Below are 24231 nucleotides of genomic sequence, written 5' to 3' on the forward strand. Positions count from 1 at the left end.
TTGGTTTTAATAGCTATTCTGTTAAAAGTACGCTCTAAACGAAATAAATTACTCCTTTGAACCAACTTTTTCAGATTCAAGTTGTGGTGTATCAGGAACAATGTTTAAAGTATCGACTTGCTGTAAGTCATCATCTTCTTCCATATCTCGCATCTCTATTTCTTCTTCATCACCAGACAGGATTTTTACATCCATACCTAAGCTCTGAAGCTCTTTAATTAATACTTTAAATGACTCAGGAACTCCTGGTTCTGGAACATTTTCACCTTTTACAATGGCTTCATATGTTTTCACACGGCCAACAACGTCGTCTGATTTGACGGTAAGAATTTCCTGAAGAGTGTATGCTGCACCATATGCTTCAAGTGCCCATACCTCCATCTCACCGAAACGCTGTCCACCAAATTGTGCTTTACCACCAAGCGGCTGTTGTGTAACAAGTGAGTAAGGTCCTGTTGAACGAGCATGTAATTTATCGTCAACCATATGTGCTAGCTTAATCATATACATGACACCAACAGAAACACGGTTATCAAATGGCTCTCCTGTTCGTCCGTCATATAGTACGGTTTTAGCGTCGCGAGCCATACCGGCTTCTTCAATGGTTGCCCAGACATCTTCCTCACGTGCACCATCAAATACTGGTGTTGCTACATGGATTCCCAATTGTCTAGCCGCCATACCCAGATGTAGTTCAAGTACCTGTCCGATATTCATCCGTGATGGAACCCCTAGTGGGTTTAACATGATATCTACTGGTGTTCCATCTGGCAGGAATGGCATATCTTCTTCTGGTAAAATTCTAGAGATTACCCCTTTGTTACCGTGGCGTCCTGCCATTTTATCTCCTGCTGAGATTTTACGTTTTTGAACGATATAAACGCGAACAAGTTGGTTTACACCTGGTGGTAATTCATCGCCATCTTCACGGTTGAAGACTTTTACATCAAGAACAATACCACCGCCGCCGTGCGGTACACGAAGCGATGTATCACGGACTTCACGAGCTTTTTCTCCAAAAATGGCATGTAGCAAGCGTTCCTCCGCTGTCAGTTCTGTAACCCCTTTTGGAGTTACCTTACCTACAAGAAGATCTCCGTCTTTCACTTCTGCTCCGATCCGAATGATACCACGTTCATCCAAGTTACGAAGAGCATCTTCACCTACGTTTGGAATATCGCGGGTAATTTCTTCCGGTCCAAGCTTTGTATCACGAGATTCTGATTCATATTCTTCAATATGAATGGAAGTGTATACATCGTCTTTGACCAGGCGTTCACTCATGATAATCGCATCTTCGTAGTTATATCCGTCCCATGTCATAAAAGCAACAAGTACATTTCTACCTAATGCCAATTCTCCAAGTTCCATCGAAGGACCATCAGCAAGGATTTCACCTTTTTTCACACGATCACCGACGGATACAATTGGACGTTGGTTATAACATGTACCTTGATTAGAGCGGACAAACTTCAGTAAGCGATATTTATCAAGATCCCCTTTGATTTCTTGGCCGTCTACTTCTTTTATGCGTCGTACCCAAACTTGACGTGCCTCAACATGTTCAACAATACCATCATGTTTACAAATAACAGCCGCACCAGAGTCTTTACCTGATACATATTCCATACCGGTACCAACTATTGGAGCCTCTGGCTGCATAAGTGGAACTGCTTGCCGCTGCATGTTTGCACCCATCAACGCACGGTTAGAGTCATCGTTTTCTAAGAACGGAATACATGCCGTTGCCGCAGAAACGACTTGTTTCGGTGATACATCCATATAATCCACGCGGTCACGCTTAACCACTGTGTTTTCACCACGGAAACGGGCAATAACTTCCTCATCTAAGAATGAACCGTCTTCTCCTACACGCACATTAGCCTGTGCCACTACATAGTTATCTTCTTCATCAGCTGTTAGGTAATCGATTCGGTCCGTAACTTTCCCTGTATCAGGATCAACACGACGGTATGGTGTTTCAATAAAACCAAAGCGATTTACTTTTGCATAAGTTGATAAAGAGTTGATCAAACCAATGTTCGGGCCCTCTGGCGTTTCAATCGGACACATACGTCCATAGTGAGAGTAGTGTACGTCCCGAACTTCCATTCCTGCACGTTCACGGGTCAAACCACCAGGTCCTAATGCAGATAGACGACGTTTATGCGTCAACTCAGCCAATGGATTTGTTTGGTCCATGAACTGTGAAAGCTGAGAGCTTCCAAAGAACTCTTTAATTGACGCAATAACTGGACGAATATTAATTAATTGCTGCGGCGTAATAGTCGCTGTGTCTTGAATAGACATTCTTTCCCGAACCACACGCTCCATTCGGGATAGTCCAATACGGAATTGGTTTTGCAACAACTCACCAACTGAACGGAGACGTCTGTTCCCTAAATGGTCGATATCATCTGTGTCTCCCACACCATGTAACAGATTAAAGAAGTAGCTAATAGAAGCAATGATATCAGCTGGAGTAATATTCTTAATTGGTTCTGCCACATAGGCATTGCCAATTACATTAATTACTTTATCGCCATCATCACCAGGAGCGTAAATTTTAATACCTTGTAAAATAATTTCATCTTCTACAACTCCACCAACAGGGTTGTAGCTTCTGAAATTAATATTTTTCTCAAGGGCAGGCAAAATTCTGTCAAGAGTTCTTCGATCAAGCAAAGTTCCCTTTTCAGCAATAATTTCGCCTGTTTCAGGATCAGCTAGGGTCTCCGCTAAACGTTGATTAAATAAGCGATTTTTAATATGAAGTTTTTTATTAATTTTATAACGCCCTACACTCGCTAAATCATAGCGCTTAGGATCAAAGAAACGTGAAATTAACAAGTTCTTTGCGTTTTCAACGGTTGGAGGTTCACCAGGACGAAGGCGTTCATAAATTTCAAGTAACGCTTTATCGATACCTTCCGTGTTATCTTTTTCTAATGTATTGCGAAGATACTCGTTATCACCAATCAACTCAATGATTTCTTGATCAGAGCCGAATCCAAGTGCACGTAAAAGGACCGTAACCGGCAGTTTACGCGTACGATCAATTCTGACATATACAACGTCTTTGGCATCTGTTTCATACTCTAGCCATGCACCCCTGTTCGGAATGACAGTAGCTGTATAGCCTTTTTTCCCGTTTTTATCTGTTTTTCCACTATAGTAAACACTTGGTGAACGGACTAACTGGGAAACAATAACGCGTTCTGCACCATTAATTACAAACGTGCCTGTTTCAGTCATGAGTGGAAAATCACCCATGAATACATCTTGATCCTTTACTTCACCTGTTTCTTTATTGACAAGACGTACCTTAACACGCAATGGAGCTGCATATGTAACGTCCCGTTCTTTCGATTCTTCAACGGAATACTTTGGTTCGCCAAGACTATAATCAATAAATTCTAGTGATAAGTTACCGGTAAAATCCTCAATCGGTGAAATATCTTGGAACATTTCACGCAAGCCCTCATCAAGAAACCATTGATATGAAGAGGTTTGGATTTCAATTAAATTTGGTAATTCTAAAACTTCACTGATTCGTGCGTAACTTCTTCGTTGGCGGTGTCGTCCATACTGAACTAGTTGACCTGTCAACTGATTCACCCCTCAAATCAAGCGTTATTTTGAAAAGTTTATTTAATCTTTTAGAAGGAGTTCGCACTCTTTCCAAAAGACAAAAAGAAAAAGGGTTTTTCTAAAAAAACCGCAATTTCACATTTTGACCTATTATTTTGTCATCATTTCCTTATTATTCCACTTTTATACTTTAAATAAGTATTTATAGGAATAATCCGGTAATTATTATGATGGCATTTTATAATGCTACCACAACAATTTGATAAAGTCAATTATTTTATTGTTCTTATAATAAAATAACCTTTTTCTCTATCAACAATTTCTACACTAGAGAATAATTCTTTTAATTTTTCTAAAGCAGATGGTGCTCCTTGTTTCTTTTGGATAACCACCCAAAGTTCACCCTTCGGAGCTAGATAATCATAACTCTGTTCAAAAATATCATGAACAATCTTTTTTCCAGCACGAATAGGGGGGTTGGTCAAGATTGCTGCAAAGTTTTTTTCTTCTACATTCAAAAGACGATCACTTTCATAAATTCTAACATTATCTATTCTGTTAAGTGACGCATTTTCTTCCGCCAATTGAATAGCCCGCTCGTTAACATCAATCATATGCACCATACGATTCTTATAGCTCTTAGCTATCGCTAATCCGATGGGACCGTAACCGCAACCCACATCAAGTATCGGACCCTCTACTTCTGGTATAGAGAAAGCTTCTATTAAAAGACGGGATCCAAAATCCACCTCTTTTTTTGAAAAAACTCCATTATCTGTTTTAAAGCGAAACGTATGTTTTCTAAGAGTATAATCCCAAAATTTAGGATCGCTTTCTACCTTTTGTGTACGAGAATAATAATGTTCAGACATGAATCCACCTCACGCGGAATACAAATAAAATATAAGAACATTTTTAAAGTAGCCAAAAAAAGCCCGCTTATGCAGCGAGCTTTTTATTATGAAGATTACTTAAATTCAACGTTTGCTCCAACTTCTTCAAGTTTAGCTTTGATTTCTTCAGCTTCTTCTTTAGAAACGCCTTCTTTAAGCGGCTTTGGAGTGTTGTCAACAAGGTCTTTTGCTTCTTTAAGTCCAAGACCAGTAATTTCACGAACAACTTTGATAACTTTAATTTTTTGATCTCCAGCGCTTGCTAAGATTACATCAAATTCAGTTTTTTCTTCAGCAGCAGCACCTGCGCCAGCTCCACCTACAACAGCTACAGGAGCAGCAGCAGTTACGCCGAATTCTTCTTCAATTGCTTTTACTAGATCGTTAAGTTCTAAAACAGTCATATTTTTAACTGCTTCAATGATTTGTTCTTTAGTCATGATATGTTTTCCTCCTTAATTTTTCGTTCAATTTATTAGATAGCGATTTTGATTAACTTACGCGCCTTCTTTTTGATCTGCAACTGCTTTTGCTGCAAGCGCAAAGTTGCGGATAGGAGCTTGTAGTACGCTGAGTAGCATAGATAGTAAGCCTTCGCGAGAAGGAAGTTCAGCAAGTGCTTTAACATCCTCAACTGTTGCGATATTCCCTTCGATCACACCTGCTTTAAGTTCAAGCGCTTCGTTCTTTTTCGCAAATTCATTTAAGATTTTTGCTGGTGCAACTACATCTTCTGTACTGAATGCAATTGCGTTTGGACCTGTTAATGCATCATTTAAGCCAGAAAGTCCAACTGCTTCAGCAGCACGGCGAGTTAAAGTGTTTTTGTAAACTTTGAACTCAACTCCAGCTTCGCGAAGCTGTTTACGAAGTTCAGTTACTTCTGCAACTGAAAGTCCGCGGTAATCAACAACAACTGTTGATACACTCGCTTTTAATTTTTCAGCGATTTCTTCAACTACTTGTTTTTTAGCTTCGATTGCACTGCTCATCTTGACACCTCCTGTAGATTGTCTACATTTATACCGAGCAATAAAAAGCCTCCATATCTACCGAGACATGGAGGCAAAATAATAGTCATAGCTATCTATCGCACTACCTCGGCAGGCTTATTAAGCAATGTTTGCCCCTGCTGTCTACGGTACAAATGTTTATTTAAACAACAAAAATGATTATATAAAATCTATTTTTGTTTGTCAATTACCAATTTTATCAAACAAATTATTTAACTGCAACTGAAGAAGGATCTACTTTCACGCCAGGTCCCATAGTAGAAGCAACTGTTACGTTCTTCATGTAAGTACCTTTTGCAGCTGCAGGTTTAACTTTAAGCATTGTTTCAAAAACAGTAGTAAAGTTTTCAACAAGCTTTTCGTTTTCAAAAGATGCTTTACCGATAGGAACATGAATGTTTCCAGCTTTATCTACACGGTATTCAACTTTACCTGCTTTAATTTCGTTAACAGCTTTAGCTACATCAAATGTAACAGTACCTGTCTTAGGGTTTGGCATTAAGCCTTTAGGACCTAACACACGTCCAAGTTTACCAACTTCACCCATCATATCTGGAGTTGCAACGATGACATCAAATTCAAACCAACCTTGTTGAATTTTGTTGATGTATTCTGCATCTCCTACATAATCTGCGCCAGCTGCCTCTGCTTCCTTAACCTTTTCACCCTTCGCAAATACTAAAACGCGTTGAGTTTTACCAGTACCGTTTGGAAGTACTACAGCACCGCGGATTTGTTGGTCTGCTTTCTTAGGATCAACACCTAAGCGGAACGCAACTTCGATTGTTGCATCAAATTTTGCATAATTTGTTTTCTTTACTAGTTCAATTGCTTCTTCGATTGGGTAAGCTTTAGAGCGATCTACAAGCTTCGCAGCTTCTAAATACTTCTTACCTTTTTTAGCCATTTTTGTTTCCTCCTTAAATTGTGGTTTTAACGTTGAATAACTCCCACGCAAAAAAAGCGGAGGCGTCATCAACCAAGTTTCCCTTGGTATTTAGAGGTAAAAGACATGAGACAAACCAGTATGAAAGATTTTTATCCTTCAAGATTGATTGACTAATGGCTTGGATCCTCTTGACGCCACAGCTAACCATTAAAAAGGTTGCGTGTATTTCAAAACTACGCAACCCCTTCATTACACATTAACAGTTACATGGATTAGTCTTCAATAACAATACCCATGCTGCGTGCAGTACCTTCAACCATACGCATTGCAGCTTCAACGCTAGCGGCGTTTAGGTCAGGCATCTTTAGTTCCGCAATCTCGCGTACTTTGTCACGCTTTACTGTTGCTACTTTATTACGGTTAGGCTGGCCTGAACCAGACTCAATCCCAGCTGCTTTCTTAAGCAATACGGCAGCAGGAGGAGTTTTCGTAATAAATGTAAATGAACGGTCTTCAAACACCGTAATTTCAACAGGAATGATCAACCCAGCTTGATCAGCTGTACGAGCGTTAAATTCTTTACAGAATCCCATAATGTTAACACCGGCTTGACCAAGAGCTGGACCAACTGGTGGTGCAGGGTTTGCTTTACCCGCAGGGATTTGTAATTTAACAACTTTAATTACTTTTTTAGCCACGAGACACACCTCCTTAAAGTCCGTGATGTGGTTAATGGGGAACCTCTAAGCCCCCTCCCACTCATCTGAAGTCTTTATATAAATACAAAGAACTTATCAAAAGTCTTGTCCCAGCACCTAACCTGAGACATACTGACCTATGAAATATTAACATTTTTTTAACTTGATTTCAAGTTTTTTTACAAATATAAGTTAAGGATTCTACTGTTATATTTTTTCAATTTGAGAAAATTCCAGTTCTACTGGTGTATCGCGACCGAACATATTAACGAGAACTTTAAGCTTACCTTTTTCCCTATCCATTTCTTCAATAATACCAGTGAAATCGGCAAATGGCCCTTCCTTCACACGGACCGTTTCATTGATTTCAAAGTCTACATCAATACGTTTCTCCTCTACACCCATACGTTTAAGAATAGCACCAACTTCTTCCGGAAGCAAAGGAGACGGTTTCGAACCGGATCCAGCTGAACCAACAAAACCTGTTACACCTGGAGTATTCCGGACAACATACCAAGAATCATCTGTCATAATTAATTCCACTAAAACATACCCTGGGAATACTTTCCGTTTAACAACTTTTTTCTTCCCATTTTTCATATCAGTTTCTTCTTCTTCTGGGACAACTACACGAAAGATCTTATCTTGCATCCCCATTGATTCTACGCGTTTTTCCAAATTGGCTTTTACTTTATTTTCATAGCCAGAGTAGGTGTGTACCACATACCAATTCTTTTCCATTCATGCGGACTTTATGCGTCCGTCCCTCCCTATCATTTTATCGGAGATTTTCCCAATATAAAAAACCCGTAAACACGGGTCTTTGATAAAACTACCTCTATTAATCTCATTATACCATGAACCACGATCTATTATTCAAGAATTAAACGAATCAATTCTGAAATTCCTAAATCCAGTACAGCAAAAAACGCGACGAAAAAAGCAACAGTTGTAACAACAGTAACTGTAGAACGAATTAGTTCACTACGTTTTGGCCAGCTTACTTTTCTCATTTCACGGACAATGTCACTGAAGAATTTTGTTATGCGTTGCATCTCTTGTTAACCCCCAACTATCAAATAGCACTGCTCGTTCTCTATTTCGTTTCCCGGTGGTTAGTTTGCGTTCCACAGGTTTTACAAAATTTTTTTAATTCCAGTCTTTTTGTTTGTGTGTCACTACTAGATGTGGAATAATTACGTGAACCACAACAAACACATGCAAGTACAACTTTTTTTCCCATAATCAGCCACCTAATATATCCTTAAAAATGTAACATGCACCCTAATATATGTCAACTTGAAACAAAATTCGGTTCTTAAACTGTTGGTTTCGGTAGCGCATACAATTCACAGCGAAAATTCACGAAGTTCAAGATATCTTTCTAATTTCCTTTTTACACGCTGCAAGGCATTATCAATCGATTTAACGTGACGATTTAGCTCCTCAGAAATCTCTTGATAGGATTGGCCGTCCAAATAAAGAGTCAAAACCTTTCGTTCTAAATCGCTTAATAATTCAGTCATTTTTACTTCTATTTGATCAAATTCTTCTTGGTTGATAATTAATTCCTCCGGATCAAGCACCTTTGCGCCAGACAGTACGTCCATTAATGTCCGATCAGATTCCTCATCAAAAATCGGTTTATCTAGCGATACATAAGAATTAAGCGGTATGTGCTTTTGCCGTGTCGCAGTCTTAATTGCTGTAATAATTTGCCGCGTTATGCAAAGTTCGGCAAAGGCTTTAAAGGAGGTAAGCTTGTCCTCACGAAAGTCACGAATTGCCTTATATAGGCCAATCATCCCTTCTTGGACAATATCCTCCTTATCCGCACCAATTAAAAAATAGGATCTCGCTTTTGCACGTACAAAGTTTCGATACTTATGGATTAAAAAATCCAAAGCATCGCTGTCCCCTTGATGAACTAAATCGACAATCTCCTCGTCTTCCATGGCCAAAAGTTGTTCGTTCATTTTAATTCCAAAGTCCGCACTCACCCTAAGATCCCTCCTACCGAACAAGCATAGATAATGCTATTATACATTAGAAATTTTTTGAAGTCGAGAATCACTTCAATCCTCTGCGCCACTTTTCAAAAATTTCTGCCATTTCATTGCTAATCGGTATCTTGGTAACTGGTTTATTTTCTTGAATTTTCTTCACTTTTCTTTCAATGCCTTTTTCAATAGAAGACATTTCTAATAACAGCTCACGTGCAGATTTTCTAAGGGCCCCTTGTCCAAAAATCGCCCATTGTTCCGTATAATCAGAAGTTGCCACATGAATTTGTGTTGCTCGATTATTTAGGCTAATTGCCAACTTTTCAATCCGTTCGTCCGCTGTCTCATTTTCTTTTGTAAATATAACTTCTACCTTATGATTCTTATATTTTTTTTCGATACCTTTTACATAATGAGCATCGAAAATCACAATAACCCGGTAACCGGAAAACGCTTGGTATTCAGCCATTTTCTCAACTAGTAAGTCACGTGCTGCTGGTAGGTCCCGATCCTTTAAAGCCTTTAATTCTGGCCAAGCTCCAATGATGTTATATCCGTCCACTAACAGGATATCCATGACTATCCCTCAAGACTGTGCCGTTTCCGGTATACCTCATACATTAAAAGAGCCGCAGCCACTGAAGCATTTAACGATGTCACTTTTCCCACCATTGGCAATCGAATTAAAAAGTCACATTTATCCCGGATTAATCGTCCCATTCCTCGACCTTCACTACCAATTACTAAGCCTATCGGCAGCGTTCCGTCCAACTGTCGATAATCCTGCTTGCCTTTTGCATCCGTGCCTGCAATCCATACTCTTCGCTCTTTTAATTCATCAATGGTACGGGCCATATTGGTGACACGGACAACAGGAATATATTCAATAGCCCCTGTGGAAGCTTTTGCCACTGTCGCTGTTAAACCAACCGCTCTCCTTTTAGGAATGATAATTCCGTGGGCCCCTACTGCATCTGCTGTTCTCATAATAGAACCTAAATTATGAGGATCTTCGATTTCATCTAACAAAAGAAAAAAAGGAGGTTCATTTTTCTTTTCTGCGGCAGCAAATAAATCATCCAGTTCTGCATATTGGTAAGCTGCGACAAAAGCTAAGACACCTTGATGATTTTGATCGGTTATTTGGTCAATTTTTTTCTTCGGAACTACCTGCACCAGCACATTTCCTTCTTTAGCTAGTTGAGTAATCTGCTGCATCTGCCCGCGCAATGACCCTTCCGCAATTAATATTTTGTTAATATCCCGTTTTGATTTTAATGCTTCTATAACTGGATTTTTACCGACGATGTATTCTTGGCTCATCCTAACGTTCCTCCTTTCCTTTGATCTACATAATTAAACGCTTGATGGACCAACTGTTCTAATCGAACTGTCTTACCCGATAAATAAAGATAGCCTATCAACGCTTCAAATGCAGTACTATACCGATACGTCTGGACATCCGTATTTTTAGGGACTGTTCCGGATTTGGCATTTCTACCCCGCATTACTACTGCTAATTCTTCATCATTTAACAATTGTTCATCCATCATTTGAAATAATATCTTACACTGCGCTTTTGCGGACACGTATTTTGTTCCCTCACGATGAAGTTGATGCGGACGAACTTGCCCTCCATATAAAAGATGGCGTCTTACATAAGTCTCATAAATAGCATCACCCATATAGGCAAGAGCCAGGCTATTTAATTGGTTAGCATCTATTGTATTTTCATAATCAAGCATTGAACTAACCTCTTTTCCACCTGGTGCCTTGAGGAGTGTCTTCTAAAATGATGTTCATTTCTTTTAATTGGTCCCGAATTTGATCAGCCAATTGGAAATTACGCTCTTTACGCGCTTGATTGCGCTTTTCGATCAAAGCATCAATCTCTTCATCCAGTAGTTCTTCTTTTTCTAATGTCAAACCAAGTACTGTAAATAGTTCTTCAAACTCATTAGTAAATGCATCGATTACTTCTACAGCCGTATTTTTTTCCATCAGATAATAATTTGCCAATTTGGATAAATCAAATAAAACAGAGATCGCTTTTGCGGTATTAAAATCATCATCCATTGCTTCTATAAATTGGCCATGTAACTCCGCAATTTTATTCAACCATTCTTCATTATTTTCGGTTAGATTTGTACTAGATTCTCTTCGATGTTTTAAATTTTGATAGGAAGTAGTCAGTCTTTCATAAGCTGCCTTAGTACTCTCCAGTAATTCCTCACTATAATTGATCGGGTTCCTGTAATGAACCGAAAGCATAAAGAATCTCAGTACTTGTGGATTGTGTTTTTGGATAATATCATGCACCAACACGAAATTCCCAAGCGACTTCGACATTTTTTCATTATCAATGTTAATATAACCGTTATGCATCCAATATCGAGCAAAGGTCTTACCAGTTAATGCCTCTGATTGAGCTATTTCATTTTCATGGTGCGGGAATGTTAAATCCTGTCCACCGGCGTGAATATCAATAGTTTCCCCGAGATATTGTTTCGCCATTGCGGAACATTCAATATGCCAGCCTGGTCTACCTTTTCCCCAAGGGCTTTCCCAAAAAATTTCTCCTTCTTTTGCCGCTTTCCATAAGGCAAAATCAAGGTCATCTTGCTTTTTCTCGCCTACCTCAATTCTGGCACCAATCCGTAATTCATCAATAGATTGATGAGATAGCTTTCCATATTCTTTAAAGCTTCTCGTCCGGAAATATACATCTCCTTCTGATTCATAAGCATAACCTTTTTCAATCAATTGACTAATAAATTCAATAATAATGTCCATATTTTCCATTACCCGTGGATGGACATCTGCCTTACGACAACCTAACGCGGAAACATCTGCAAAATAGGCTTCAATAAACCGATCAGCTAATGTAGGAACATCTTCCCCAAGCTGATTTGCTGCTTTAATTAATTTATCATCGACATCAGTAAAGTTAGAAACATATTTTACATCATAGCCTCGGTATTCAAGGTAACGGCGAACCGTATCAAAGACGATTGCCGGCCGAGCATTTCCAATATGAATATAGTTATAGACCGTTGGACCGCAAACATACATTTTTACTTTTCCTTCTTCAAGCGGTACAAAGGTTTCTTTTTTACGAGTCAAAGTATTATAAAGTTGAATGGCCATTGACTTTTATCCTTTCTTCTTTTAATTCTGCAAGTTCTTGTTTTAGCCGGTCCAGCTCTTCTTGCATTTCTTTAAAACGATCAGCAACCGGATCCGGGAGGTCACAATGATTTAAATCTTTATTGATCCTAATGCCATCTTGAATAACAACTTTTCCTGGAACTCCAACTACCGTAGAATTTGGTGGCACTTCTTTTAATACGACAGAACCTGCTCCAATCTTAGAGTTTTCGCCAATCGTAATGGATCCAAGCACTTTAGCCCCGGTAGCAATTAATGCATTATCCTTTATCGTAGGATGGCGCTTTCCTTTTTCTTTGCCAGTCCCGCCAAGAGTAACCCCTTGGTAAATAGTTACGTTATCTCCAATTTCACAAGTTTCTCCAATTACTACACCCATCCCATGGTCAATAAATAATCTCCTGCCTATTTTTGCCCCAGGATGAATTTCAATTCCTGTGAAAAAGCGGCTTATTTGTGAAATGGCACGGGCAAGGAAAAAGAATTTTCGTTTAAAAAGTGCATGCGCAATACGGTGAGCCCATATTGCATGTAATCCAGAATACGTAAGGATCACTTCCAAATAGCTTCTTGCAGCTGGATCCTGTTCAAAAACAACTTCAATATCTTCCTTCATCCTTTTAAACATTTGCCATTCCTCCCCCTAAATATTGCTTAGTTTAAGCCGTTTGAAATTAAAAAGCGTCCCTGTCCATAATGACAGAGACGCTTAGTGCGTGGTTCCACTCTGATTAGGCTATCTCTATGTACACCTATCTTTTATAAATTGGGTGTACCTAACTTTCATAGCCTCACTCTTTCTTGTTAACGGAAAGGTTCCGCCCAAATCTACTCATGATTTCTCACTTTCGGTTTGAGACTCTGAGGTGCATTTCGAAAAATGAGAGGCTTAAACCACTTTCAGCCGATGATGGTTCTCTCTTTCAAGCATCACTTTTCTACTTTTCCTCATCTACGCTTTAGCTTATATAAATAGTTACTCTTAATATATTACATTTTTTCTATAATGTTAACTAATAATTTGCTGAATTCTCTTTTGAACTTTTTGTTTACCTAAAAGTTCTAAAGCTAGAGGTAAGTCTGGACCATGGGTCTGTCCAGTTACAGCCGCACGGATCGGCATAAATAAATTCTTTCCTTTTTGGCCTGTCGATTTTTGTACTGCTTTCATCGCTGCTTTAATTTCATCAGCTTGAAAATGATCCAATTGATCAAGTTCCTGTGAAAAAGCCTTTAATACTTCAGGAACCTGCTCCCCGGAAAGAACTTCTTTTGCCTCTTCCTCAAATTCCACATTTTCTTTGAAGAACATTTCAGAAAGCTCAACAATTTCTGCTCCGAAGCTCATTTTTTCTTGAAGTAACGCAACTAAGCTACGTACCCATTGATGCTCTTCATCCGTTAAGTTTTCACTTACACGTCCTGCTTTAATCAAATGTGGCAATGAAAGTTCAACAACCCTGTCCAGCTCTACCTTTTTCATATATTGATTATTCATCCAGGTCAGTTTTTGTTTATCAAATAGGGCAGGTGATTTAGATAAGCGATTTGCATCAAAAATTTTAATAAATTCATCTTTGGTAAATAACTCTTCTTCCCCTGCCGGCGACCAACCTAGAAGGGCAATAAAATTAAATAATGCTTCTGGAAGATAACCTAGTTCTTCATATTGCTCAATAAATTGAATAATTGATTCATCACGCTTACTTAATTTCTTCCGGCTTTCATTAACAATTAATGTCATGTGTCCGAAAATAGGTGGCTCCCAGCCAAATGCTTCATAGACCATTAGCTGTTTCGGTGTATTGGAAATATGGTCATCACCGCGAAGCACATGGGAGATTTTCATTAAATGGTCGTCGATAGCAACCGCAAAGTTATAGGTTGGAGTCCCATCCTTTTTGACAATGACCCAGTCCCCTATTCCTTCTGATTCAAAGGAAACAACCCCTTTAACCATATCATCAAAGGTATAAGTTTTCCCTTGAGGAACAATCATGCGGATGCTTGGTTGACGGCCCTCTTTCTCTAAACGCTCACGCTCTTCGGAAGTTAGATGACGGCAACGCCCTGAATAGTGCGGCGTCTCACCTCTTGCAGATTGTGCTTCCCGCTCTGCCTCCAATTCTTCCTCGGTACAATAACACTTATATGCTTGACCATTTTCTAATAGCTGATTGTAATAGGTTTTATATATATCGTTTCTTTCCGATTGACGGTATGGCCCGTATTCACCACCAACATCGACACTTTCATCCCAGTCAATGCCAAGCCATTTTAAATATTTTAATTGGCTTTGTTCCCCGCCTTCAATGTTCCGCTTTTTATCCGTATCTTCAATACGAATAATGAACTTGCCACCTTTATTACGAGCAAAAAGGTAGTTAAATAACGCGGTACGCGCATTTCCAATATGTAAATGTCCTGTTGGACTTGGAGCATATCTAACACGAATTTCGTTTGACATAATAGCCTCCATAATTAATTTAAATGGTTTCAATTGCTTATTTTACCATTGTGTATTCTAGTGATAAAGTCCAAGCTTCTAATTTTTTATCAATTAAACTTAAGAGTTGATTGACAATTGGGTATTTCACTTTCTAATGAATTTAGATTAGCCATACTCCTGAGGGCGCTCTATCAATATGGTAATAAAAAGACTTTAACTCCGTTTTTTTAGTAAAACTACAGCCTGAGCGGCGATTCCTTCCCCTCTGCCGGTAAAACCGAGTTTTTCGGTAGTAGTGGCTTTTACATTGATTTGTTCGACATCTGCTTCAAGTAATTCAGCTATTCGAGTTCTCATTTGCCCAATATATGGAGCCATCTTTGGTTTTTGCGCAATAATAGTGCAATCAACATTCACCAGTTCATAGCCCTTTTCTTTAACTAACTTCCAAACATGCTTCATTAACTCGGCTGAGTCGGCATCTTTAAAGTTTGGATCGGTATCGGGAAAATGTCTCCCAATATCTCCTTCCCCAATCGCTCCGAGGCAGGCATCAGAAATAGTATGTAATAGTACATCGGCATCTGAATGACCAAGCAAACCTTTTTCATATGGAATGGTAATCCCGCCTAAGATTAAAGGGCGGCCTTCTGTTAACTGATGGACATCAAAGCCCTGTCCAATTCGAAACATTAGCAAAACTCCTTTTTGTCCTGCACTTAGTACCCATTAGAGGGTGCCAGGTGCTTGTCTCTTTTTTAATATCGCTTCTGCAAAGTATAAATCTTCAGGTGTTGTCAATTTAATATTATCGTAATCTCCCTCTACTATTGCAACAGGATGACCAAGGCGCTCAACAAGGCTTGAGTCGTCTGTCCCTACAAACCGTTCCATCTCTGCCTTTTGGTAAGCCTCAAGCAGGAGTGAAATACGAAAAGCTTGCGGGGTTTGGACAGCCCACAAGCTTGAACGTTCGACAGTCTCCACTACTGTACCGACTTGCACTTTCTTCATGGTATCCTTTGCCGGCACTCCAATAATGGCAGCACCCGTTTTTTTCGCAGTTTCTATTAATCGATGGATTTGTTCTTTGCGGATAAAAGGTCTTGCTGCATCATGTACCAAAATAATGCTCCCGTTTGTCACAGTCTTAAGAGCATTATATATACTATACTGGCGTTCCTTCCCCCCTGGAACTAATCCAGTTACTTTATGAATGTTGTATTTTTTCAATAAAACATTAAATTCCTCAAAATCTTGCGGATGGACCGCAAGTATCATCCCATCACACAACTCATCCTCTTCAAACACCTTTAATGTATGAATTAATACTGGGATACCGTTCAACTCAAGTAACAGTTTATTTTTCCCTGCACCCATTCTTTTTCCCTGGCCAGCTGCCGGGAGAATGACTTGGTAAGCCATAATCAAACCCCATTCTTTCTCTCTAATTCTAGCGTCTAATAACGCTTTGTAGTGTTCATGCTATAGCGCTTTTTCTAATAATTTTGGTTTGGCAAAAATCATTCTGCCTGCAGAAGTCTGAAGGACACTAGTAACAAGCACGTCAATTCTCTTACCAATATATTCCCTTCCTTCTTCAACAACAATCATTGTACCATCATCTAAATAAGCAACACCTTGGTGATATTCCTTACCGTCTTTTATCACATGGACGGTCAATTCCTCACCCGGCAGAACAACAGGTTTTACTGCATTTGCCAAATCATTAATATTTAAAACAGAAACATTTTGCAGTTCACATACTTTATTTAAATTAAAATCATTCGTTACTAGAATTCCGTTTGTCATTTTCGCCAGCTTTACAAGCTTGGAATCCACTTCTTGTATGTCTTCAAAATCACCTTCATAGATTTCTACCTTTACCGCGAGTTCTTTTTGAATCCGATTAAGTATATCCAATCCTCTTCTACCACGATTTCGCTTTAATACATCTGATGAATCAGCAATATGTTGTAATTCTTCGAGAACAAATTGAGGAATAACGATTGTCCCTTCTAAGAACCCTGTCTGACATATATCTGCGACACGCCCGTCAATGATGACACTCGTATCTAAAATTTTTAGATTTTCCATAACAGGTTTTTCTGTTTCCTCTTCTGCAGTCTTTTTCTTACTGCTACCTTTACCAAACAACCCCAAAAGTTCATCTCTTTTTTTAAAACCAACCTGAAAACCAAGATACCCAAATAATAAGGTCAGTAAAATGGGAGCTGCCGCGTTTAGTATCGGCACTTGGACGGCATTTAGGGCAAAGCTAATTAAAAAGGCAACCAATAAACCAAAAATCAACCCGACACTGCCAAACAACACATCTGTCACCGGTATTTTCACTAAGGAATCCTCTGCCCATTTAATAAAATTATACACATAATCTACTGCCCAAAAGGTAATAAGATAAAAAATAATAGCACCTAAAATAGCAGTCATATATGAATTATTTATCATTGGAATGTCATTCAAATGAATCAGTTCGAACAAATCAGGTAATAGTAGGATGCCAAGTGTTCCACCCAAGATGAGGAAACATGCTTGAACAATTCGTTTTAACATTCCTTCACCTCCTCCTTCTATTAATTATAAACATATTCGAAAAAATGAAACCTTGATATCATGATTATTTTTCCAAAATGTAATTTTTTTGAAATAAACTTCGTTCAACGAAACAATGTTCCCTTTGAATATTACTTAAAACACTATTGTATTAATATTTTGTTGTTGAATACGTTCAGTATTACATGCTTTTCGATCCATTGAATCTCTTGTATTTTCCTTACAAACCTTTCTATATTGCCATTTGATATTTTTCCAGGGTTTAGTTGGTTTTCGTTTGTATGAATACAAAATCCTTTTTGAATTCTCTTAAAACCATGGAAGAACTTTATTCATTTTATTCTCCTAATGCTGCCCGAAGCGCTTCACTGACAGAGGTAACTCCTATTAATTGAACCCCTTTTGGCCCTGTCCATCCCCCAAGATTATTTGCAGGAAGGATAATCCGTTCAAAACCCATCTTAGCCGCTTCCTGAACTCGCTGCTCAATTCTTGATACTCTCCTTACTTCACCGGTCAAACCGACCTCTCCTATAATACAGTCTGTTGTTCTTGTCGGCTTATCTCTAAAACTAGATGCAATACTTACTGCAATGGCCAAATCAATAGCCGGTTCATCCAACTTAACCCCTCCGGCAACTTTTAAGTAGGCATCCTGATTGGCCAATAGCATTCCTACTCTTTTTTCCAATACTGCCATTAATAAAGGCACACGGTTGTGGTCGACGCCAGTTGCCATCCTTCTTGGATTTCCGAAACTAGTTGGTGAGACTAATGCTTGAATTTCTACAAGAATAGGGCGTGTACCTTCCATAGAAGCCACTACAGTAGAACCGGCAGCCCCCCGTGATCGTTCTTCAAGAAAAATTTCTGATGGGTTTTCTACCTCTTCCAGTCCAAATTCCTTCATTTCGAATATTCCCATTTCATTTGTCGAGCCAAAACGATTCTTTACAGACCTTAATATACGATATGTATGATGTCTCTCTCCTTCAAAGTATAGAACGGTGTCAACCATATGCTCGAGCAGCCGCGGCCCAGCGATGGATCCTTCTTTAGTTACATGACCTACAATAAATATAGCAATTCCTTTTGTTTTGCCAATTCGCATTAACTCGGCCGTGCATTCACGGACTTGCGAGACACTGCCCGGAGCAGAGGTTACATCAGGGTGAAATACTGTTTGAATGGAATCGATGATGACGAAGCTAGGATTAATACTATCAATCGTCCGATTAATCTCTTCCAAATTTGTTTCAGAGTAGACAAATAAATTATTTGAAGCAATGTGTAATCGCTCTGCTCGAAGCTTTGTTTGCCTTAATGATTCTTCCCCGGATATGTATAATACCAAATGGCCTTTATTCGCTAGCTGTGAGGATACTTGCAAGAGCAAGGTAGATTTTCCAATACCAGGGTCCCCACCAATTAATACAAGTGAACCTTTTACCACACCTCCGCCTAAGACGCGGTTAAATTCATTTAATTCTGTTAGAATTCTAGGCTCATTTACGGTTTCAATCGAAGTAATAGGTGTAGGTTTAGTAAGAATGGTAGACCCTTGAGAGTGAGTAAATGCCCCCCTTCTCGCTGCACCGGTTACCTCTACTTCTTCGACCATTTTATTCCATTGGCTACATCCGGGACATTTTCCCATCCACTTTGGTGATTCATAGCCGCATTCTTGACATATAAATTTAGTTTTCCGTTTAGCCATAAAAGTCGTCCTTTCTGAATAAAAAAGAGGTACACGATCATTCCATATTCACGTGTACCTCCAATTGTTGTTCATAACGCAAGCAATGTCTTCCAGTACTTACTAACTTATTTAGTTAAGCTTGTTTGTTCAGCTGTTTTAACTGTAAATTCTCCATTTTCAATATCAATAATGACATGCTGACCTGTTAATACTTTACCTTTAAGCAATTCTTCAGAAAGCCGATCCTCAATATGCTTTTGAATCGCCCGACGAAGCGGTCTTGCTCCATATTCAGGATCATATCCTTCCTGAGAAATCTTTTCTTTTGCCGCATCTGTCAATTCAATGGAAATATTTTGCTCTTTTAATCGCTTAATTAACTGCTCTGATAATAAAGTAACAATCTCTTGAAGATGCTTCTTCTCTAACGCATGGAAGACAATAATTTCATCAATCCGGTTCAAGAATTCAGGACGGAAGGCTTTTTTCAACTCTTCCATAACTTTACCCTTCATATCCTTGTAATCTTGATTGGTATCTTGGATATTGAATCCCACATATTTATTTCGTTTTAATGATTCTGCTCCAACATTTGAAGTCATAATAAGAACCGTATTGCGGAAATCCACTGTTCTTCCTTTTGAATCAGTTAAGCGGCCATCTTCAAGCACCTGCAGTAAAATATTAAATACATCTGGATGTGCTTTTTCAATTTCATCCAGCAGGATGACAGAGTATGGTTTTCTGCGAACTTTTTCTGTTAATTGTCCGCCCTCTTCATAACCCACATATCCAGGAGGTGACCCAACAAGTCGAGATGTAGAGTGCTTCTCCATATACTCTGACATATCAATCCGGATCATAGAATCCTCATCACCAAACATTGCTTCAGCAAGGGCACGGGCTAGTTCGGTTTTACCTACACCAGTTGGTCCAAGGAAGATAAAGGAACCGATTGGACGTTTTGGATCCTTTAATCCAGCTCTTGCACGACGTACCGCCTTAGCAACAGCCTTCACTGCTTCCTCCTGTCCAATTACCCTCGAATGCAAGATTTCTTCTAAGTTAAGTAATCTTGCAGTTTCTGTTTCTGCTAACTTGGAGACAGGAATCCCGGTCCAGCTTGAAACCACTGCTGCAATATCTTCAACGGTAACTTCATTGTTTTCTTTCCCTTGCTTTTCTTTCCAACTCTTCTTCGTTTCTTCCAACTGTTCACGCAGGCGCTGTTCTGTATCTCTTAATGAAGCTGCTTTTTCAAATTCCTGACTTTGAACAGCTGCATCCTTTTCCTTTCGAACTTCCTCCAACTTCACTTCGAGCTCTTTTAGATTTGGAGGTGTAGTATAAGAGCGCAAGCGTACTTTTGATCCAGCTTCATCAATCAAATCAATGGCTTTATCCGGTAAGAAACGATCAGAGATATATCGATCTGAAAGCTTGACAGCTGCTTCAATCGCTTCATCAGTAATTGAAACTCGGTGATGTGCTTCGTATCGGTCACGTAATCCTTGTAAAATTTGAATTGATTCTTCAATGGTCGGTTCATCGACACGAATTGGTTGGAAGCGACGCTCTAGGGCAGCATCCTTTTCGATATACTTTCGATATTCATCAAGAGTAGTTGCACCAATGCATTGAAGCTCTCCACGGGCAAGTGATGGTTTTAAAATATTGGATGCATCAATAGCGCCTTCCGCTCCTCCTGCACCAATTAAAGTATGAAGCTCATCGATAAATAAAATGATATTTCCTGCCTGACGAATTTCGTCCATCACTTTTTTCAAACGATCTTCAAATTCCCCACGGTATTTGGTTCCAGCTACTACCGTACCCATATCGAGAGTCATAACTCGCTTATCACGAAGGATTTCCGGTACTTCATTATTAACAATTTGCTGGGCAAGACCTTCGGCAATAGCGGTTTTACCTACACCTGGTTCCCCGATTAATACAGGATTATTTTTCGTTCTACGGCTAAGTACCTCAATCACGCGCTGGATTTCTTTACTTCTGCCAATGACAGGATCCAAGCTTCCTTCGCGGGCGATAGCGGTTAAATCTCTTGCAAGGCTATCCAGTGTTGGTGTATTGGCATTAGCTGATGTACCACCTTGATGCCCTCCAGATTCATTGCTCCCTAATAATTGAAGCACTTGTTGACGCGCTTTGTTTAAGCTGACTCCAAGGTTATTAAGGACGCGAGCAGCAACCCCTTCCCCTTCACGGATTAAACCAAGGAGAATATGTTCTGTTCCTACATAAGAATGTCCTAATTTACGGGCTTCATCCATAGATAGCTCGATTACTTTTTTGGCTCTTGGAGTATAGTGTATGATTTGTGAAGACTCTTGCCCTTTGCCAATTAAATTTTCAACTTCTTTTTGAATTTTATCTGACCCTAATCCAAGACCTTTCAGAGCTTTTGCAGCAATTCCTTCTCCTTCGCGGACTAATCCTAATAAGATATGCTCCGTTCCAATATTATTGTGTCCTAAACGGATTGCTTCTTCTTGAGCCAAAGCCAACACTTTTTGAGCTCTTTCGGTAAAACGGCCGAACATCATACTATCACTCCTCACCTATTTTTCAGATTCCATTTTTAATCGTTCTCGTATTAAAGCTGCGCGTCTAATATCTCTTTCATGAGGTCTTAAAGGGCCTCCTGCATATTGCTGTAGAAACCCTGGTTGAGTTAAAATCATTAATTCCGTTAAAATTGTTTTTGACATGTTGGTAATATACCCCATATCAATCCCAAGCCGAACATCTGAAAGACATTGAGCAGCTTCTTTCGATTCGATAATTCGGCTATTTGTTAAAATCCCTAACGAACGAAACACTCTGTCTTCTAATTGTATGTTAGAAGTTTTTTGTAATGCGTCCCGTGCTGATCTTTCTTGGGATATAAGCTGGCTGACAACTCCCATTAAGTCTCTGCACATGTCCTCTTCTGATTTCCCTAATGTAATTTGATTAGAGATTTGAAAAATATTTCCTAGGGCTTCGCTACCTTCACCATAAATTCCCCGGACTACAAATCCTAACTGATTAATTGCAGGGATTATGCGATTGATTTGCTGGGTTAAGATTAAACCTGGAAGGTGCATCATTACAGAGGCTCGAAGACCAGTACCTACATTAGTCGGACAGCTTGTTAGGTAGCCATGGTTTTCATCATATGCATATTGAATATGACTCTCAAGCCAATCATCAATAACATTTGCAGCTGCTAAGGCCTCGAGTAACTGTAGTCCCGGATACAAACATTGAATTCGAATATGATCTTCTTCATTAATCATAATACTAACTTTTTCATTTTCTGATAAAAGTACCGCACCATGTGGAGAATCTTCAGCTAAATGTGGGCTGATTAAATGTTTTTCAACTAATACCCTCTTTTGCAAAGGTTGCATTTCATCAATTTTTAATAGCTCCAGATGACCAAATCTTGAAAAATTAGAGTTTCTTAACAGTTCTTCCATTTCAAAAATAATCTTTTTAGCTTCTTCATGTGTAAATAATGTGGGAAATTTATATGTCTTTATATTTCTTGCCAAACGTATTCGCGAACTAAGAACAATATCCGAATCAGGACCTTCCTCACTCATCCATGAGCTGATTGTCTGATTTAAAAATCGTTCGAGCGACATTTCTACTCCCCTCCTTCTTGACCTTTGGCAGCTAGTTTTTTCTCTAGTGTCCTTATCTCATCCCGAATCTCTGCTGCTTTCTCGAACTCCTCATTTGTAATCGATTCTTTTAAAGCAATCTTTAATTCTTCGATTTGTTTGCGAAGGGAAATGCCGCCGCCAATTCTTTTTGGTATTTTTCCATTATGAATCCAGTTTCCACCTTGAAGCCTTCTTAAAACTGGTTTTAACTGCTCTTCAAATGCCTTATAGCAATGTGCACATCCAAAACGCCCAACCTTTAAAAATTGTGAAAAAGTCATGGAACATTGATCACAATGGAGAATTTTCTCCGGCTGAAATGGACTTTGGCTTGGTTTTTGGAAAGAAGGATCGAAGTTTAATAGTCCCGCTAAAAGGTTATTAAATGAAAAACCCGATTCTCCATTAAATATAAACATCTCGCCCTTTTCTTGGGCACATTTTTCACAAAGGTGCACCTCTGTTTTTTCCCCATTTATAATTTTTGTAAAATGAAGTGCCGCTGGCCTTTGATTACATTCTTGGCAAATCATGTTTTCACCCCTTTAATGGATGCCTATTTATATTTTAAGGACGTTAACATTGCTCTTAACATTCTTGCTCTTAACTCATCTCGATATGGAAGATCAATATATAACACGGAACGGTCAATAACACTTAGCATAATTTTTGCTTCTCTTGTTGTAATAATCTCTTCTTGAACAAGCCTAACAATGACATCTTCTGCACTTGATTGACTAATTCTATTTTGTACAAGAGAGAGCAAATGATCGATTAATTGGGCTGAATCATGTGATTGAACCTTCATAATTCGTATATATCCACCGCCGCCCCGCTTACTTTCTACGAGATACCCTCGTTCTATTGTGAATCGGGTGTTGATGACATAGTTGATTTGCGAAGGAACACATTGAAATTTATCGGCAATTTCACTGCGCTTTATTTCAACAATATCCTCTTCACTCTTTTCCAATACTTGCTTTAAGTATTTTTCAATAATATCAGAGATGTTTCTCATCTTCCCACCCCCATCATCTGACTTTGACTATATTTGACTATAATTATACTCAAAATCCTTTAGAGTTGCAACGATTCACTTCCTTATGATTTTCTCCAAATCTCGCGCTTGTAAAACGTATAAACCTTGGGAAAAAACTACTATTTATGAGTAATATAATTTTTGAGGTACTTTGTTTGAAAGAGAAGATTCTGAATGAGAATATAGACAGTGATTGCAAAAAAATGATTCGAAATGAAAAATCTCAATATACAGGAGCATAAAATCTACTCCCAAAAGTAACTTGAACCATTAAAAGTCAAATGGATGTGAACTGATCGTTTGAGGATTATGTTAACGTCTCGTCTCTAGGAGATTTTTGCTGACCCTTTTTGAAGTAGAAAAGGTATTTTACTATTATAAAAAAAGAACAACCAAAATTGGTTGTTCTTTTTTGCCCGGCAGCGTCCTACTCTCACAGGGGCTTTCGCCCCAACTACCATCGGCGCTGAGAAGCTTAACTTCCGTGTTCGGTATGGGAACGGGTGTGACCTTCTCGCCATTACCACCGGACCTATTTAAT

24 protein-coding genes, 1 rRNA gene and 2 other annotated features are annotated in these 24231 nt (G+C 39.0%); all 25 genes read right to left on the reverse strand.

Annotation, left to right across the window (positions count from 1 at the left end; genetic code table 11):
* Positions 1-48: 48 nt before the first annotated feature.
* The 25 genes from rpoB to rrf all read right to left on the reverse strand — a co-directional run bounded on the left by rpoB (position 49) and on the right by rrf (position 24221).
* Positions 49-3609, reverse strand: a complete 3561-nt coding sequence (rpoB, locus tag G4Z05_RS11060; RefSeq protein ID WP_163183174.1) for a DNA-directed RNA polymerase subunit beta — start codon at positions 3607-3609, stop codon at positions 49-51.
* A gap of 254 nt (positions 3610-3863) precedes the next feature.
* On the reverse strand, positions 3864-4463 hold the full coding sequence (locus G4Z05_RS11065; protein WP_163251955.1) for a class I SAM-dependent methyltransferase: 600 nt from the start codon (positions 4461-4463) through the stop codon (positions 3864-3866).
* A 95-nt stretch (positions 4464-4558) separates the two neighbouring features.
* The gene (gene rplL / locus G4Z05_RS11070) at positions 4559-4924 is read right to left on the reverse strand and encodes a 50S ribosomal protein L7/L12 (RefSeq protein WP_038538427.1); all 366 of its coding nucleotides are present in this window, start codon (positions 4922-4924) and stop codon (positions 4559-4561) included.
* Positions 4925-4981: 57 nt separating this feature from the next.
* A complete protein-coding gene (gene rplJ, locus G4Z05_RS11075; RefSeq protein WP_038538423.1) occupies positions 4982-5476 on the reverse strand; it encodes a 50S ribosomal protein L10 in 495 nt (164 codons plus the stop codon).
* A 33-nt stretch (positions 5477-5509) separates the two neighbouring features.
* Positions 5510-5644 (reverse strand) — a sequence feature (ribosomal protein L10 leader region).
* A 61-nt stretch (positions 5645-5705) separates the two neighbouring features.
* Positions 5706-6404, reverse strand: coding sequence for a 50S ribosomal protein L1 (gene rplA, locus G4Z05_RS11080; protein WP_038538420.1), 699 nt, complete (start codon positions 6402-6404; stop codon positions 5706-5708).
* Between the two features lie 254 nt (positions 6405-6658).
* A complete protein-coding gene (gene rplK, locus G4Z05_RS11085) occupies positions 6659-7084 on the reverse strand; it encodes a 50S ribosomal protein L11 (RefSeq protein ID WP_038538417.1) in 426 nt (141 codons plus the stop codon).
* 207 nt (positions 7085-7291) lie between these two features.
* Positions 7292-7825 (reverse strand): transcription termination/antitermination protein NusG, encoded by a 534-nt coding sequence (gene nusG, locus G4Z05_RS11090; protein WP_038538414.1) that lies wholly within the window; start codon positions 7823-7825, stop codon positions 7292-7294.
* A gap of 131 nt (positions 7826-7956) precedes the next feature.
* Positions 7957-8139, reverse strand: coding sequence for a preprotein translocase subunit SecE (secE, locus tag G4Z05_RS11095; RefSeq protein WP_038538411.1), 183 nt, complete (start codon positions 8137-8139; stop codon positions 7957-7959).
* Positions 8140-8180: 41 nt separating this feature from the next.
* Positions 8181-8327 carry a 50S ribosomal protein L33 gene (gene rpmG / locus G4Z05_RS11100; RefSeq protein WP_081905110.1) on the reverse strand — a complete coding sequence of 49 codons (147 nt, stop codon included), beginning with the start codon at positions 8325-8327 and terminating at the stop codon, positions 8181-8183.
* A 106-nt stretch (positions 8328-8433) separates the two neighbouring features.
* Entirely contained in the window at positions 8434-9060 is a 627-nt protein-coding gene (gene sigH / locus G4Z05_RS11105) for an RNA polymerase sporulation sigma factor SigH (protein WP_163251970.1), read from the reverse strand.
* A gap of 94 nt (positions 9061-9154) precedes the next feature.
* Positions 9155-9664: an NYN domain-containing protein gene (locus tag G4Z05_RS11110; RefSeq protein WP_163251956.1), complete on the reverse strand. Its 510-nt coding sequence runs from the start codon at positions 9662-9664 to the stop codon at positions 9155-9157.
* A 2-nt stretch (positions 9665-9666) separates the two neighbouring features.
* Positions 9667-10410 (reverse strand): 23S rRNA (guanosine(2251)-2'-O)-methyltransferase RlmB, encoded by a 744-nt coding sequence (gene rlmB / locus G4Z05_RS11115; RefSeq protein WP_163251957.1) that lies wholly within the window; start codon positions 10408-10410, stop codon positions 9667-9669.
* Complete coding sequence (locus G4Z05_RS11120) at positions 10407-10832, reverse strand: Mini-ribonuclease 3 (protein ID WP_163251958.1); 426 nt, start codon at positions 10830-10832, stop codon at positions 10407-10409. Before G4Z05_RS11120 ends, rlmB begins: the two co-directional genes overlap by 4 nt.
* A 4-nt stretch (positions 10833-10836) precedes the next feature.
* Entirely contained in the window at positions 10837-12234 is a 1398-nt protein-coding gene (cysS, locus tag G4Z05_RS11125; protein ID WP_163251959.1) for a cysteine--tRNA ligase, read from the reverse strand.
* Positions 12215-12883, reverse strand: a complete 669-nt coding sequence (gene cysE, locus G4Z05_RS11130) for a serine O-acetyltransferase (protein ID WP_038538394.1) — start codon at positions 12881-12883, stop codon at positions 12215-12217. The genes cysS and cysE overlap by 20 nt, the downstream gene beginning before the upstream one ends.
* A 70-nt stretch (positions 12884-12953) precedes the next feature.
* Positions 12954-13219: a binding site (T-box leader), on the reverse strand.
* Between the two features lie 45 nt (positions 13220-13264).
* Complete coding sequence (gltX, locus tag G4Z05_RS11135) at positions 13265-14722, reverse strand: glutamate--tRNA ligase (protein ID WP_163251960.1); 1458 nt, start codon at positions 14720-14722, stop codon at positions 13265-13267.
* Positions 14723-14917: 195 nt separating this feature from the next.
* On the reverse strand, positions 14918-15397 hold the full coding sequence (gene ispF, locus G4Z05_RS11140) for a 2-C-methyl-D-erythritol 2,4-cyclodiphosphate synthase (RefSeq protein WP_163251961.1): 480 nt from the start codon (positions 15395-15397) through the stop codon (positions 14918-14920).
* Positions 15398-15433: 36 nt separating this feature from the next.
* Positions 15434-16129: a 2-C-methyl-D-erythritol 4-phosphate cytidylyltransferase gene (gene ispD, locus G4Z05_RS11145; RefSeq protein WP_163251962.1), complete on the reverse strand. Its 696-nt coding sequence runs from the start codon at positions 16127-16129 to the stop codon at positions 15434-15436.
* A gap of 60 nt (positions 16130-16189) precedes the next feature.
* Positions 16190-17278: a PIN/TRAM domain-containing protein gene (locus G4Z05_RS11150; protein ID WP_163251963.1), complete on the reverse strand. Its 1089-nt coding sequence runs from the start codon at positions 17276-17278 to the stop codon at positions 16190-16192.
* A 337-nt stretch (positions 17279-17615) separates the two neighbouring features.
* A complete protein-coding gene (gene radA / locus G4Z05_RS11155; protein WP_163251964.1) occupies positions 17616-18995 on the reverse strand; it encodes a DNA repair protein RadA in 1380 nt (459 codons plus the stop codon).
* Between the two features lie 107 nt (positions 18996-19102).
* Positions 19103-21544 carry an ATP-dependent protease ATP-binding subunit ClpC gene (gene clpC, locus G4Z05_RS11160; protein ID WP_038538377.1) on the reverse strand — a complete coding sequence of 814 codons (2442 nt, stop codon included), beginning with the start codon at positions 21542-21544 and terminating at the stop codon, positions 19103-19105.
* Positions 21545-21559: 15 nt separating this feature from the next.
* The gene (locus tag G4Z05_RS11165) at positions 21560-22630 is read right to left on the reverse strand and encodes a protein-arginine kinase McsB (RefSeq protein WP_163251965.1); all 1071 of its coding nucleotides are present in this window, start codon (positions 22628-22630) and stop codon (positions 21560-21562) included.
* A gap of 2 nt (positions 22631-22632) precedes the next feature.
* Complete coding sequence (locus tag G4Z05_RS11170) at positions 22633-23184, reverse strand: protein-arginine kinase activator protein McsA (protein ID WP_163251966.1); 552 nt, start codon at positions 23182-23184, stop codon at positions 22633-22635.
* A gap of 23 nt (positions 23185-23207) precedes the next feature.
* Complete coding sequence (locus G4Z05_RS11175) at positions 23208-23669, reverse strand: CtsR family transcriptional regulator (protein ID WP_163251967.1); 462 nt, start codon at positions 23667-23669, stop codon at positions 23208-23210.
* 435 nt (positions 23670-24104) lie between these two features.
* A 5S ribosomal RNA gene (rrf, locus tag G4Z05_RS11180) occupies positions 24105-24221 on the reverse strand.
* Positions 24222-24231: the final 10 nt, after the last annotated feature.

It is taken from the genome of Neobacillus thermocopriae (assembly GCF_010975035.1).
Lineage (GTDB): Bacteria > Bacillota > Bacilli > Bacillales > Cytobacillaceae > Neobacillus > Neobacillus thermocopriae.